Origin of the sequence: Paenibacillus sp. HGF5 (assembly GCF_000204455.1) — a bacterium.
GTDB classification, from domain to species: Bacteria; Bacillota; Bacilli; order Paenibacillales; family Paenibacillaceae; genus Paenibacillus_AQ; species Paenibacillus_AQ lautus_A.
Map to the genome: position 1 here is coordinate 75,459 of NZ_AEXS01000178.1, position 14,854 is coordinate 90,312.

14 protein-coding genes are annotated in these 14,854 nt (G+C 54.1%); all 14 read right to left on the reverse strand.

The genetic code is table 11. The features are described from left to right. Positions 1–66: 66 nt before the first annotated feature. The 14 genes from HMPREF9412_RS30485 to HMPREF9412_RS30550 all read right to left on the reverse strand — a co-directional run bounded on the left by HMPREF9412_RS30485 (position 67) and on the right by HMPREF9412_RS30550 (position 14,844). Complete coding sequence (locus HMPREF9412_RS30485; RefSeq protein WP_009595775.1) at positions 67–585, reverse strand: DinB family protein; 519 nt, start codon at positions 583–585, stop codon at positions 67–69. A 231-nt stretch (positions 586–816) separates the two neighbouring features. Continuing rightward, positions 817–2,130: a 6-phospho-beta-glucosidase gene (locus HMPREF9412_RS30490; protein WP_009595828.1), complete on the reverse strand. Its 1,314-nt coding sequence runs from the start codon at positions 2,128–2,130 to the stop codon at positions 817–819. Then, positions 2,115–3,107 carry an N-acetylglucosamine kinase gene (locus HMPREF9412_RS30495; protein ID WP_009595693.1) on the reverse strand — a complete coding sequence of 331 codons (993 nt, stop codon included), beginning with the start codon at positions 3,105–3,107 and terminating at the stop codon, positions 2,115–2,117. The genes HMPREF9412_RS30490 and HMPREF9412_RS30495 overlap by 16 nt, the downstream gene beginning before the upstream one ends. A 105-nt stretch (positions 3,108–3,212) precedes the next feature. Then, positions 3,213–4,880, reverse strand: a complete 1,668-nt coding sequence (locus tag HMPREF9412_RS30500; RefSeq protein ID WP_009595840.1) for an extracellular solute-binding protein — start codon at positions 4,878–4,880, stop codon at positions 3,213–3,215. A gap of 73 nt (positions 4,881–4,953) precedes the next feature. After that, positions 4,954–5,847 carry a carbohydrate ABC transporter permease gene (locus HMPREF9412_RS30505; protein ID WP_009595815.1) on the reverse strand — a complete coding sequence of 298 codons (894 nt, stop codon included), beginning with the start codon at positions 5,845–5,847 and terminating at the stop codon, positions 4,954–4,956. A gap of 22 nt (positions 5,848–5,869) precedes the next feature. Beyond that, positions 5,870–6,823 (reverse strand): ABC transporter permease, encoded by a 954-nt coding sequence (locus HMPREF9412_RS30510; protein ID WP_009595807.1) that lies wholly within the window; start codon positions 6,821–6,823, stop codon positions 5,870–5,872. Between the two features lie 133 nt (positions 6,824–6,956). Continuing rightward, entirely contained in the window at positions 6,957–7,835 is an 879-nt protein-coding gene (locus HMPREF9412_RS30515) for an AraC family transcriptional regulator (protein ID WP_036674163.1), read from the reverse strand. Positions 7,836–8,060: 225 nt separating this feature from the next. After that, positions 8,061–8,831, reverse strand: a complete 771-nt coding sequence (bglS, locus tag HMPREF9412_RS30520; RefSeq protein WP_009595710.1) for a beta-glucanase — start codon at positions 8,829–8,831, stop codon at positions 8,061–8,063. 289 nt (positions 8,832–9,120) lie between these two features. Continuing rightward, on the reverse strand, positions 9,121–9,969 hold the full coding sequence (locus HMPREF9412_RS30525) for an AraC family transcriptional regulator (RefSeq protein WP_254664142.1): 849 nt from the start codon (positions 9,967–9,969) through the stop codon (positions 9,121–9,123). Positions 9,970–10,178: 209 nt separating this feature from the next. After that, positions 10,179–11,075, reverse strand: a complete 897-nt coding sequence (locus HMPREF9412_RS30530; RefSeq protein WP_009595777.1) for a phytanoyl-CoA dioxygenase family protein — start codon at positions 11,073–11,075, stop codon at positions 10,179–10,181. 163 nt (positions 11,076–11,238) lie between these two features. Then, a complete protein-coding gene (locus HMPREF9412_RS30535; protein ID WP_009595843.1) occupies positions 11,239–12,018 on the reverse strand; it encodes a helix-turn-helix domain-containing protein in 780 nt (259 codons plus the stop codon). 137 nt (positions 12,019–12,155) lie between these two features. Further along, the gene (locus tag HMPREF9412_RS30540; RefSeq protein ID WP_009595773.1) at positions 12,156–12,998 is read right to left on the reverse strand and encodes a sulfurtransferase; all 843 of its coding nucleotides are present in this window, start codon (positions 12,996–12,998) and stop codon (positions 12,156–12,158) included. A gap of 34 nt (positions 12,999–13,032) precedes the next feature. Further along, the gene (locus HMPREF9412_RS30545) at positions 13,033–13,806 is read right to left on the reverse strand and encodes an ABC transporter ATP-binding protein (RefSeq protein ID WP_009595814.1); all 774 of its coding nucleotides are present in this window, start codon (positions 13,804–13,806) and stop codon (positions 13,033–13,035) included. Between the two features lie 21 nt (positions 13,807–13,827). Further along, positions 13,828–14,844, reverse strand: coding sequence for an ABC transporter substrate-binding protein (locus tag HMPREF9412_RS30550; RefSeq protein WP_009595709.1), 1,017 nt, complete (start codon positions 14,842–14,844; stop codon positions 13,828–13,830). Positions 14,845–14,854 lie beyond the last annotated feature (10 nt).

Sequence of the window (14,854 nt, forward strand, 5' to 3'; positions counted from 1 at the left end):
CGGACCCATAAAGAAGAGCCCGGAACGCGATGTTCCGGGCTCTTTTCCATTTTGAATCATGAACGCTTAATGGCTTAACGTATACAAATAATAGCCATAGTCGGTAGGCGTGCCGGGATGTCCGATTTGCCGGAGCATGGCGGTTACGTTCCCCCGGTGATAGGTCCCGTGATTAATTATATGCTGGATATAATCCAGGCAGCTGGTTCTAAAATCTCCGGACGGATAGATGGCGTCCAGATTCTCATGCTGTTCGATAAACAACCGGAAGCGCGCCGCCAGATCGTCCATTAGCTGGCCCAATTCTTCGATGCGCTTGCCTTCCGTTTCCGCAACCAGCCGAGCAATCGAATCCTTCAGACTCTCCAAGTACGCAGGCGACACCTCCGTGACTCCGCCCGCGTTAAAGAACGACAGCCAGCCGGAATCAATGACATAGATGTGCACCATCGTGTCATAAATGGATGGAAAGACGCTGACAATCTCCTTGCGGTATACCTCTTCCGAAAGCCCCTGCAAATATTCGCAAACCTTCCGGTTAGCCCATACGTGGTAATCGTACTGCTTCAATATCCATGTTTTCAAATCGTCGTTCCCCTTTTCATAGGCGGGGAAGCACGCAGTTTAAGGGCAATTATGCGCTAATCCCCATATAAGTTTGCCCGTGAACGATTGTTGTTTTCATCTCGAACGCCTCCTGAAATTAACCTAATCCCATTCTAGCATATATGACGTTTCCCAGGTGGTAAAATCACGTCAGGCTGCTCATGGACGCTGGAAAAACGATATGCGTTACAATACCTGCCGGCTTCATTCCTAATCTTTGACCTTTTGGAAAAATCGCGGCAAAAACGAACGGTTCCTCTCCAGCATCTCATCCAGCATGGCTTCAGCGGCACTGACGGAATCGGTGAGCGGATGCGCGCTAAGAGCTAGCAGCGCCTTCTCCCTGCTGCCCGTGACCGCTGCCTCGATGGCCAGGCTCTCGTAGGTCTTCACGGCTTGGATCAGGCCGATCGCCGCAGCCGGCACTCGCTCGACAGGTACCGGCACCGCGCCGTTCTTCGTCACGACGCAGTTCACTTCGATACTGGCATCCGCCGACAGGAAGTCCAGCGTGTCGCCGTTCATCACGTTCAATGTTTGAATCTCCCCACTATCCGTATGAATGGCCTTCATCAAATTGACAGCCGCCTCGGAGTAATAAGCGCCGCCGCGCTGCTCAAGCTGCTTCGGCTTTTCGGCAAGTTCCGGCCGCTTGTAAATCTCAAACAGCTCATCCTCAAGACGCTGGACCGTTTCGGCCCTTGTCTCGCCTCTGGCCGCGGCAGCCTGCTGCTCCTCCAGCATCTCCCGGTGGAGATAATAATATTTTAAATAATAGGATGGAATCGCGCCCATCGCCCGGATCAGCGTATCGTTCCAGGCAAGCTGCGGCACGTTGCGAGCTGAGTAGCTCCCTCCCGTTGCCAGCAGCTCCTCCAGCTTCGACACGCCATCGACCTCGATCCGGCTGATCCAGTGCAGATGATTCAATCCGGCAAACTCACAGTAGATTCGCTCGACCGGCACCTCGTAAAGCCCGGACAACCACTTGTAAGCGGCGATGGGGGAGTTGCACAAACCGATGGAGCGGATGTCGGAGTGCTTCATGATGGCTTCCGTTACCATCCCGGCGGGATTGGTGAAATTCAGCAGCCAGGCATCCGGACATAATGCCTCCATGTCCTTGCATATATCCAATAGCACCGGTATCGTACGCAGAGCCTTCATCATGCCGCCGGCTCCGGTCGTTTCCTGCCCCAGCATCCCGTATTTCAGGGGGATCGTTTCGTCCCAGCCTCTGGCCTCCAGCAGTCCGACTCGCATCTGAGTCGATACATAATGGGCATCCTTCAGTCCTTCCTGACGGTCCAAGGTCAACGTTATGCGAATCGGCAATCCGCTTCGCTCAATCATCCGCCGGGCCAGACCGCCTACAATTTCGAGCTTGCGGCGGCCTTCCGGGATATCCACGAGGACGATGTCCGTCACGGGAAACGACTCATAATGACGGATGAAACCTTCAATCAGCTCGGGGGTATACGAGGATCCGCCCCCGATAACAGCAACCTTCAATCCAGTGCCCATTCTACATTCCTCTCCTTCACGGCAAGCTCATGCTGCAATTGTTCATACACGGCCGTGCCAGGAACCACCCCGTTCTCATCCATTGCGAGCAGGACGGCACCCGCTGCGGGCTCAAGGGCCAAAATGCGCACCCGGCTATTCGGGGCTGCCGCAAGAACCTGAGACTCAATATACGGAACGACGTAATCCCTTTCTCCCCGGGTCAGTACGCTGCCGGCCAGCACGACATCGAAGGTGTCATTGCCCATGCCGAGCTTACGAATTACCGCGCTGGCGACCTTCCCCAGCTCCATGCCCTGCCTTTCCAATATCTCTCTTGCAGCTTCATCGGCGGGTGCGGCTTGAAACAGCAATTTCGCCAGTGTATGCGGCGCCCTTCTGCCCTCGTCCAAAAATCGGTGAAACATCTCTTCCACGCTGCCGAACCTTAGCGCATCCAGCGTTAGCGGCGTCAATGAAGTCGGCTTCTCACGGCCTTCCCAGGAACGAACGACCGTCCGAAATACCTCGACGGCCAGGTCGGCGCCTCCGCCGAAATCGCCGAACGCATAACCGAATCCTCCGATCTGAACCTCCTCGCCTGCCGCGTTGACGCCATAACCGTTCGTCCCGCTTCCGCATATAAGGACGACGCCGTCCCTCTGTCTTGTGCCGGCTCTCATGGCAATGACGGTATCGCAGGCGATATGGTGTTTCTTGAAGCCCATGGCGCCGATCATGGGCCGCAAGATGCGGAAGTCCGCCTCGCGGTCGGCTCCCGCCAGCCCGAACGACGCGCAGGCGATGTCCTCTCGCCCGAGTCCCGCCTGTCCAAGCGCCTCTTCAACGGCCTGCCTGATGCTTGCTTCCGCACGAGCTGCGCCAAGCTGATGGTTGCCGCAGCCGCCCATTCCCTTTCCAGCGATTCGTCCTGTTCCGTCCGCCACGACGGCCAGCGTCTTGCTTCCTCCGCCGTCGACTCCCAAGTAGTAATTCAAGTATGATCTCTCCTATGATGCCCGGCTCATGAAGCCGTCCTGCCCAGCGAATGCCAGCGCATATTCCGCAAGCCCCTGAAGGAATGGACGGCTTCGCCGTGACGTTTATTTCGATGCTTCCAGCTTCTGCTTATTCTCCTGCCATTTTGCTGTTTTGTACTGTAATAGCTTGTCGTAACCCGCTTTTTGCGCATCTGCCTCTGCCTTATCCAGAAGCGAGAGCACTTCCTGGTCCGAGGAGGCCGAGCTGATCGCCTTGGCTCTGGCCTGCTCATAAATTTCGAACACGCGCTGCGCAATTATGCCTTCCTCGGAATCGCCTGCCGGATCGAGGTTGACGTATTCCGTCGTGTTCATCTGCGTCTTCCAGGTAATCTCCGATTGCCAATACGTTTCAAAGTTCCGCTTCTCCGGCGGCAGCGTGGATTCGAATTTCATCTTGGAATTGTCGACATACACCGTGTTGCCGTTCCACTGGAAGTTCACCGTGGCGTTCATCAACTCATCGCGCCCCTTCGCATCGCTGGTGAATTTATCGGTGAACAGCGGCACGTCCTCTTCGTCCGTACCGTCCCAGTACAAGCCTTCAGGTCCCCACATGATCGTCCGCTGGCCCTCGGGACCGGTGAACCAATCCAGGAATGCAAAGATAGCTTCCGGATCTTTCGCCGCTTGCGTAATGACGCTGACATTCCAGCCTAGCTGCTTGTAATCGCCCGGGAAAATCTTGTCGCGATCCAATCCTTCCTTGTGTACCGGCCATATCATGATGTAACCGGCATCAGGGTCCTGCGCCTTCAGCAGATTGTTGCCCTTGGAACCGAACTCGGTCGGGCTGGAGGCTACATAAACCGCCACGTTGCCGCTCAGAATCTTCTGCTCGACTTGCTCCAGCTTCTGCGTGAAGGCATCCTGCGTAATGAGTTTCTCGCGGTACAATCGGCTCATGTATTGAAGCAGCTCGCGATAAACGGGATCCGTGAACAGCGATACGAGTTGATCCCCCTGGGGTACGGCGATCATACTGTTGAACGTATACGGGCGGTTCTCGGCAAAAGCGGACACCATGATGTCCACGCCCGCTGCCGATTGGCCCACCTCCAGAGGAACGACATCCGGATACTTCGCCTTCACTTGCTTCAAATAGGCGTACAGATCATCCGGCGTTTCCAGTTTTGGCGCTCCAAGCTCCTCGTATATCTTTTTATTGACGAGATAGCCGGCATTGCCGTTCGGCTGCGTTGTGTACCAGTTCGGGAATTGATACAGCTTTCCGTCCGGCGAGCGAAGCAGATCGAGCGTGGATTCCCCGGCCCATTTTTTCAGATTTGGGTATTTATCCAGATAATCGTCGAACGGCACCAGCATGCCCTCGGCACGCAGCTTCTCGACCTCCGCGCCCCGTTCCATCCATATGACATCCGGCAGCTCCCCGGACACGATCATCGTACTGAGCTTGTTCTTGGCAACGCCGCCGGAGCTGACCGGAACCACGTTGACCTTCTTGTTCTCCTGGATCCACTTGGTTGCAAGATCCGCGCCCCAATCCGGCATCGTATACCAGTCATAGTGGCCATAGAACGAGAATTCCAGCGGCTTCTCTCCCAGCACAAAGGTATCCTCTCCGGCTGGTTTCTCATTGTTTTGCGAGCTTGGACCTTCCTTCTCCGGGCTTGCGGCATTCCCTCCCGAACCCGAACATCCCGTTAAAGCCATGACGATGACAAGCGTGACTGACCATGCAGATAGAAGCCTTTTTCCCCTTTTTTTCATTCCAAGTGCTCCCTTCATGATTCATTTATGGTCAAAGCTGCCGCTTCAAACCCTTGGCAAGATGGCTGGTGAATTACTCCTTCAAAGAACCGATTAATACGCCCTTCACAAAATACTTCTGAACGAACGGGTATACGCACAGGATCGGGACGGTTGCCACCATCATGGTCGCCATGGACAAGGACTTGGTCGTTACGGCCTTCATCGCGCTCATCCGGCCCTGCGCCCCGGCATCCATGTTCTGCATCTGTTCCATCATAATGTTGGCATTGAGGATCTGCTGAAGCTTCGTCTGGATCGGCAGCAAATCCGTGTTGGATATGTAAATGCTTGGCGCAAACCAATCATTCCAATGATACACGGCCGTGAACAACGACAGCGTCGCAATGACCGGTCCCGAAAGCGGAAGCACGATTCGGAAGAATACGCCCCAGTTCGAGGAACCGTCGATATGGGCCGACTCCTCAAGGCCGGGCGGGATGCCCTTAAAGAACGTCCGGAATATAATCATATTCCACACGCTGATGATGCCTGGTACGACCATAACCCAGAACGAGTTCATCAGGCCCAGCTCCCGAATCAGCAAATAATTCGGAATGAGTCCGCCGCTGAAGTACATCGTCACGATGCAGGTGACCATATAAAAATTCCGGCCCATCAACTCGCGTTTGGATATGCCATAAGCGAATATCGCGGTTGCTGCAATGGAGAGAAAAGTACCGGTCACCGTACGGAGCACCGAGATGACGAACCCGTCAATGAGGCGCTCGTCCTTGAACACTACGCGGTAATTCTCCAGCGTAAATTCGCGCGGCCAGAACGTAATGCCTCCCTGCATCGTGTCGGACCCCGAGTTAAACGAGATGACGGCAGCGTTCCAGAATGGGTACAGCGCGATAAATGCCAGCAATGACAAAGAGCCGTAGATGAACCCAACGAATACCCGATCCCCGTTTGACAGCCTCATATGAATCTCTCCCCCTTCCGCCCTACCATAAGCTGTTCCCCGACCGTCGGGCCCAGTAGTTGGCTCCGGCCAACAACAATACGCTGATGATTGCCTTGAATAGACCCGCCGCCGTAGCGTAGGAGTATCGGCTGTTCTGAATGCCAATCCGGTAGACGTACGTGTCCAGCACGTCGCTGACATCCCGCAATACCGGATTGCCAGCCAGCAGCAAAATGTCCTCGAAACCGGCATTCAGGAAGTTGCCGATCGCCAAAATCGAGAACACAACGATGATCGGCATAATAGACGGAATAGTGATGGAGATGATCTGCTTCAGACGGCTCGCACCGTCAATAGAAGCCGCTTCATACAGTTGGGGATTAATGCCCGCAATGGCCGCCAAATACACAATGGAGGAAAAACCGATCTCCTTCCACACATTCGTTACCGTCAGGATGCTCCAGAAGTACTTTGGCTCCGATAGAAAATTGATCGGTTCATCGATCAGGCTCAGCTTCTGCAGCAGAATGTTCAGACTGCCGTTGTCCGTGGACAGAATGGAGATCGCAAAGCCCGAGACGATGACCCACGATAAGAAGTGAGGCAGATAACTGATCGTCTGGACGATCCGTTTGAAGGAATGCCTCCCAACCTCATTGAGCATCAGTGCGAGCAGGATCGGTGCAGGAAACCCGATGCACAGCTTCAGCAGGCTGATGACCAAGGTGTTCCGCATAATGGTCCAGAACTCCGGCGCCCCAAAAAACATCTCAAAATGCTTGAAGCCGACCCACGGGCTGTTCAGAAAGCCCTTGAACAGGCTGTAGTCCTGGAACGCCATGAGTACCCCGTACATGGGAATGTAGCTGAAAACCAGAATGAACATCATAGCCGGAAGTACCATCAGCTGTATATCCCATTGCTTCAGAAAGCGGCGCAAGCGCCCTTTCTTCACATGTGTCCCCGCCCTGCTGTCGATCTCGATTTGCGGCATTGGCATCTCCCCCTTTTTATTTCGTGTTAGGTTTATTGACACATTCTTGAGATGCTTGCCACTTTATTGTATCGCCTGACCAGGCTCATTTCTCTGCTAAAACAAGCAAAAACCAGCACTATTTCACTGGTTTTCAGGAATGTTGCTTTTGTGAAGCCTTCGGCGTCATGCCGATGTGCTTTTTGAACAGACGATTAAAATTGGTCAGCGTGCGGAAGCCGCATTCCAGGGCGACGTCCATCACTTTCATATGGCCTCCTTCCAGCATTGTGACCGCCTGCTCCAGCCGAATGTGGATCAGGTACAAGAGGGGCGGCATGCCGACCGCACGTTTGAATATTTCGCTGAACCTGGAAGGACTCAGATAGACCAGGGAAGCCAACTCCTCCAGCGTCCAGGGGTGGGCGAAATTTTGCTCCATCACCATGATGACTTGACGCATTTTCTCCAACTGCCGTTCGCTGATGCTGGGTTCGCTTCCGCCTTCCCCTTCGATCCGGCACTGCCGGTTTACGATGGCCAGGAATTGGAGCAGAAGCGAGTATACTACCGTAGCGTAAGACCGCTGTTCCCCCACATGCTCCTCCTGCAGCTCAAACAGCAGCGAACGCAGCTTCCCCATGGCCGGATGGTCGCGGGGGATCAGGTTCATGTAATGCTTGCCCATCTCGCGGAACGGGCTGAACAGCTCCGGATCGAACCGGAGGTTATGGATAAACCAAGTCGAATCAAATGAAATGACCGTCATGACCAGATCCTTCGTCTCGTAAGCGCAGTGAAGATCATTCGAGTTGATGAGAAGTACATCCCCTTGCTGGAATTCAAATTTTTGCCCATTGATGATGTAGTAACCCGTACCGGATTTAATGTAATTTATCTCCAGCACATTGTGCCAATGAAGTTTCTGATAGGGGCTGGTCACGCCAATCGTATCGGCGACAAAAATCGGATAATTCTTGGCTAATATTACTTTTTCCTTCGGTATCGCTTCTTCCCGCATGATCGATGGCATGATAAATCCCTCCATAACCGATATTTTCTTGTAAGCGTTACATCCATACATTTGTTGTAAAAAACTCTATCATCTATATTCCATAGTTGTAAATAAAAAGCTGCCCCAAATGTCATTTCTGACCTAGGGCAGCTTGTTGGTGCGATGATTCCAGAACAATGAGCGGATGCTAATCAAAGAAACTCCAACATACCTAATAAAATCATCGGCTGAATACCCGATAAACTAGTTGGCCGGCGTGAATTTGATCCAGTCATAGTACGCGCGTACCGGCGTACCCGTGTAATTGAATGTTCCGGTCCATATCTCAGCCGGTCCCGATCCTGACCACAGATTAACCATGATATGGCCCGGACTTGTCGGAAGCGCCCCGCGGGAGCCATTCTCCGTATGAACCAGTTGACCGTCTACGTACCATTTGATCAATGATGGTGACCATTCGAACGCATAATTATGGAAATCGAGCGACGCGTCAAACCCTAAGTTGATGATGGTGCTATGCTGGCCTACGCCATTCGTAAAATAATTCGTTTCCATCTTTGTGGTGTCCTTCCCCAGGATTTCAATATCGATTTCGTCATTGGACGTGCCTGTGGCTTGACCGGAATACGTAAAGAGGCTCGTCACCAAGCCCGTTCCCTTAGCCGCCTTGATCCGCGCTTCAACCCGGCCGTAGCCGTACTTCAGATGTGTCGCGTATTCACCGGAAGCATAGGATTTGCCCGAGCAGCTCGCAGGACATCCCGCATTATCAAGCCGTAAAGCCATAATCCCGTTAGAGAACTCCTGGTTTGCCGCCTTCCAGCCCACCCCAAAATCCGGACCATTCGCCCATCCGTCGGAAGTATAAAACAGATTAGGGTTCTTGCTATTCAGCGGCTCATTAAATGCAACGTCGGCAGCCGACGCTTGAATCGGTACCAACAATCCGCATAACAAGCTGCCAGCCATAAGCATTGTCGTCATTCTCTTTCTGAACATACTTAGCTTTTTCATGAATAACACCTCTTTCTTGAAATGTAATAAACGGAAAAAAGCTCTAAGATCCCGTGCTGCTCATCCCCCTGACCGCTCAATCCCTCCCTTCATCTCATAGCCGTCTGACCACCAAAAATCGTTGATCCATTCTATCCTACATGCAAATCTCATGGAAATCTTATCCATTTTAAGGATAAAACGACACTATTTAACGGCTCTTGCTGCCCTGCCCAAGCAAAAAAAAGACTGCAACGGGCCTTATACTCCGCCCTGTCACAGTCTTGTTATCCCCAATCCGTCTGGTTCACTATAGAGGTACCGGCGCATGCCGCAGCCGATACGAGGTAGGCGATATGCGGTAATACTTAGCGAATGCTCTCGAAAACGTGTGGAGGTTGGAATACCCCAGCGAGAACGCCACCTCCGTCACGGACACGTCGGTTTCGGTCAGCAGAACCGCTGCCCGCTCCATCCGCAGCTTCATCAAATAATGGCTCGGACTGATGCCATGCACCCGAATGAATTCGCAGTACAGATGCGTCCGGTGCACGCCGGCTTGATGGACCACATCCGTCACCGTGATCCCTTCCATGTAGTGGGAATCCATGTAATGCACGCTTTGTTCGAGCCAATTCGGTTTAGTTCCTCTTTTGGCCGGGGTGGCAGCCAAAAGTTCAAACAGCTGATACAACCATTTCTGCCGTCCAAACTCGTGACCGATGGTATCGTCATCCACGCACCCGTAAATTTGATCCAGCACCGCCTGCAGCCCGCCCTTCATCACGTTAGGCAGAAAGGGCGTGGATGGGTGCAGCCCGATTCGGGTCAATGCGCTCTCCGCTGCTTCTCCGTCCAAGACGATCCACTGCATGCGCAGCGTCGGTTCGGGATCGCCGTTCGGTTCCCAATAACTGTACCTCGTATGTGGAAACAGGCAAAAGGCATCCCCTGCCGACAACGTAACCACCTTATCCCCGAATGCCAGCGAGATTTTCCCGTTCAGGACAAAATGCAGCGCATAGTTCTCGGATATTTTGGGGCCGACGCTGTAGTTGGGCCTGGCCAAACTCCGGCCTGCACGGAGAATCCAGATCCCGCCCTTTCTTTCCATATCCGAAGGTATGCAGTACTTCATATTCGCATGCTCGAAGACCATCTCCTTCACATGATATCCCTCCCGCCTCAAATAAAATGCTTCCTGCCAAATGCAACATGCGGAGCATGATACGCCTGCCTTCACCGCTAAAAAACAACAAAGAGGCACGGCTTCATGGCCATGCCTCCAGTCATCTGGTCGACGAGCTTTGTGTTCTTTTTTTGAGATGTACTCTACTCTCGCAATCCGAGCTTAAGCCATGGGATCGCTTATACTCCCCATTCCTTTCGGGCTTCAGCTACCGACTTCTGCGGCGTTCGTCCCCAAGCATAATGACCCTTGGGTTTGCGGCCGATCCATCGCTCATCCACCGGTTCGGATGCAAGCTGATAACGGGTATCCGCGCTGATTCGGTAATGGCTGGTGTTGTTGGTCAGCGAGGTGTGCATCATGTACATTCCGAATATAATGGCGTCGCCGGCTTCAAAAGCGGTCGTCGCCCATTGCCCGCCGTAGCGGTCCACAATCTCGACGGGATCCTCGGAGAACCAGCCCGTGGCAACATTGTCACGATCAACGTCCATTTCCCCGTAGGTCTGCTTGATTTTCGTAAAATGCTGGGACCCGAGACACATCGCCAACGTTCCCATTTCAAGAGGGATATCCCCAAACGGCGTCCACATGGTGTACAGATCCTTCGTGCCTCTACCCATATACACAACATCGTAATGAGCCCCGGTATTGCCTCCGCGAGCGACGGCGCGCGGCCACTTGTAGTCGTATGTCATCGCGGCTCCGCCCAGCAATCGTCCAAAGAAGTCCAGCACCGCCCGCGAATTGACAACGTCCAAAAACTGGGGGAAATCCGGCTGCAATTGCTCGGTACTGCCGCCCCACATTCCGCCCTTATTCTCCGGTCCGATGATCCCGTCTTCGACAAGGGCCTGGGGATCCAGCCTGCCCATGGCCCCGAGTTTGGTCAGGAACTCCATTCTTGCGTTCAAGACCTGTTCCCGCTTATGGAAACCGCGAATCAGGAGATATCCATCCTCCTGCAGCCGGTTTCGCAGCGCTACCGTATCCTCCAGCATGTCATTGCAGTCTCTTAATTCCGTGAGGTATTTACCTCCCCACTCTAATTCCCTTTGTCCGATGGTCACCTTCATAACAAACCTACCTCCCTTTCTGTCCGTCAGGATAACCTGAAGCGAAACATCCACGCTTCAAGTATCCTTATCCTATTGGATCTGGAAGAGGAAGTCGTTACCGAAAACCGAACCATATTTACGCAAAACCCGTCTGTATCCGCGGCAGGCTATCGTAAGCACGTTAGTGATGATATAGGCGCTGCCGGTTCCTCCACTCCGATGGGGGGCAGCCCTCCATTTTTTTGAACCAGAGCGAGAACGAGTGAAGCTGGGAGAAGCCGACCGATTCGGCAAGCGACTGGAGGTCTTTATCGGAGGAGCTTAAGAGCCACTTCGCTTCCGCAAGCCGGCATAGCTGCTGGTACTGCTTCGGGGTCATGCCGTATATTTTGGCGAATTGCTTGCGGAAGCCATCCTCGGACAGTCCTGCCATTTCCGCCAGGGTAGAGACATGCATTGGATCCCGGATATGCTGACGGATGTAGTCGCCGATGAACGAGATGGACAGCGCCTGATGATCGGAATGGGCGTGTTCGTTAAGAAACAATAAAAGCAGCTCCACCCAGACCGCATAATTCCGTATCGGATCTTTCAACGGGGCAGAACGGATTCTCAGCCATTCGCGGAACAAGCGTTCATAACGGTCCCGATCCAGACGGGACAGGGCGATGATACGAGTGCTGCCATCCGGAATAAGCCTGTCGAACAGCTCTTTCACCTCAGACGGAATGCGGTCCGCCAAAAGCACGCCGAAGCGTATAGGGGACAGCGCGCGGAACGAATGGGGAACCTCGGACGGAATGAGAACCACGTTCCCGGATTCCACTCTCGCTTCCCTGCCGTGCGCGCAAAAGCGGCCGCTTCCTTCCATGATCAACGTAATCTCCAGTTCCTGGTGGCTTCTTAAGCCGTCATCTTCCCAATGTTCATCATGCGCGCCAATAAAACTTTTACATTCCATCAAGGTTGTTAACCCCCTTGCCGCATGTCGATTTCGAACGGTTATGTTTTCAACTATACCGTCGATAATCCTTACGTCAAGTCGGGATAACCTGCGAGAAGCACCTTAACTTGCGGCAGCCTCAGCATGATCCATGATCAAACTTCACCTGCAGCAATCTCATGGTCCTTGTAGCTGATCCAATCGCTCCAGCTGCCTGCGTACAGCTTCACCTTGCGGTACCCGGCTTCCCGCAAAGCCAGCACGTTCGGGCAAGCCGACAACCCTGATCCGCAATATACAATCACTTCATCATCGAAGGACAACCCGGCAAAACGCTCCCGCTGCCGCTCGGCTCCCTTTAGCGTCCCGTCTTCATCGATCCCGTCCTTCCAATAGGCATGCGCCGCTCCCGGAATATGTCCGGCCACGGGATCCTGTGGTGCCGTTTCTCCCGTGAACTGCTTCCAATCCCTTGAATCGAGCAGGGTCACGCCGGCTTTGCCGATCTTTGCCCTTACCTCATTCACATCAGCCAGCCATTCCTCCCGCACGTTCGGCTGGAATACGCGCGGAGCCGCCTCGCTTCTCTTCGAGGTGAGCGGATATCCGGCCGACTTCCAGCCGACGAATCCTCCATCCAATATATATGCCGAACCGTGGCCCAGGTATTTCAAAATCCACCATAACCGCGCACCTTCCGGGCGAAGGTCATCGTCATAGACAACGACGGGCGTACTCGCATCGATCCCGAGCTTGCCGAGCCGCCGGGCCAGCTCCTCCGTATGCGGCAAGGGGCTCCGGCCGCCGTGCTCGCCTGGAGAATCCGTCAAATCCTTTTTCAAATCAACGAATACGGCACCGGGCACATGCTCGCGCTGATAAGCCTCGTAGCCGTAATTCGCATCGCCCGGGCTGAATCGGACGTCCGCAACGACAAGCTGACCCGGATTCGACTGAAGCTGTTCCAGCACCCATTCCTTGCTTACGATATTTGACATAAGCTCCTCGTCCCTTCTGATATCAAGCTGCCGTTTAAATCGTAAATTCCAAATCCTCTTCCGTCTTGACGTCATAAATCGCAGCGTAGATGTCGTTCTGAATCTTCAGTAGGCTGGCATCCTCCCGCTTGCGCGGACGCTCATGGGGAACGTCGAAAATATGGTGAATGCGCCCGGGGCGCGGGGACAGCAGGACGACCCGGTCTGCGAGAAAGACGGCTTCGGATACGTCATGGGTCACAAACACCACCGTTTTCTGCTCCTCCTGCCATATGCGAAGCAGATCCTGCTGAAGCTGAAGCCGGGTAAGATGGTCCACCGCGCCGAACGGCTCGTCCATCAGGAGGATGTTGGGACTGCTTACGAGCGCCCTTGCGATCCCTGCTCGCTGCCGCATGCCTCCCGATAAATGATGTGGATATTTCGAGCCGAACCCCTCCAAGCCGACCATGCTCAGATATTTGTCCACGAGCGTTTGCCGCTCCGCTTTTTTCATGCCGGCGAGCTCCAGCCCAAGGCCGACGTTCTGCGAAATGGTGCGCCACGGGTACAGGGATGCATCCTGGAATACGACCCCAGAGCTCCGCGTGGGCCCCTGAACCTTCTCGCCATCCAGCCAAATGTCGCCCTCCGTCGGAAGTTGCAATCCCGCCAGCAGCTCCAGCAGCGTGCTTTTTCCGCAGCCGCTCGGCCCGAGGACGCACAGGAAATCGCCGTCCCGCACCTGCAGGTTTATATTTTGAAGCGAGATCGTTGGAAGATCGCCGCCATAAACCTTCGAGACATTTTCAACCGTAAAGCCGGACATAGGAACGCCTCCTGCCATACTTTATTTTTTCGGAATAAACCTGAGGTCCAGAATGTCCTCCACCTTGTAGATCTCATCCTGGAACCCCAGCTCCTTCTGAATCTGCTGGGTATCATTCAACGCGTTGACGTCCACGTCCGGATTGTTCTCCCACAGCACCTCTTCGCGCTTCAGCGCCAGATCCAGCACCTCGGGATCGATCTCGATGTTGTTCAGATAGTAAGTCTTAAACTCGTCCGGATGACTCTTCGCATACTCCTGCGATTTGAAGTAAGCTCGCAGCAGCTTCTCGACCAATTCCGGCTTCTCTTCCAGAATACCGTCGCGCGCCGCCAGCACTCCGGTGTGGAAAGTCGGCAGGTAATCCCAGCCTGTAGCGATGATATGGCCTTTTCCCTGCTTTTCCGCAAGAGAAGCGAACGGCTCATGAATGATGGTGGCGTCGACCTGTCCGGTTTCCAGACTCGCGTAAGCCGCCTGATGCGTGCTGTTGGCAATGAAGGTCACATCGTCCGGACTCAATCCGTGCTCCTTCAGGATGACCTGCGTATATACTTCCAGACCGCTGCCGAACACGGCGATGCCCACCTTCTTGCCCTTCAGGTCTTCCACCTTCTGGATCTCCGGCGAGGCGATCAGGTAGAACGGCCCCTTGGTCCGGAACATGGAGGAGACGATTTTGACGGGAGCGCCCTTGCCCGCAGCCACGATCGCCGTCGTCGTAGCCACGTCGACCACGTCAATGTCCTTGCTGGTCAGACCGGCTATCGGGTCCTTGGTGGTGATAAATTCGACGTCGAGTCCTTCCTCCTCAAAGAATCCCTTCTCCGCCCCGAAGGACACCGCCAGCCCGCTGACCCCGCTAAGCGGCGCATACCGGATCTTCTCCAGCTTGGCGCCTGCCGCGCTCTCTCCGTCCCCGGCGGACGGTGCCGCTTCCTTGCCGTTATCTTGACCGCTTGCGCAGCCGGCCGTCATGGCGATCAGCCATAGCGCCGCAAGTGCTATTAGGTATGGACGTATTCCTCTTCTGTTCATATGGTTCTCT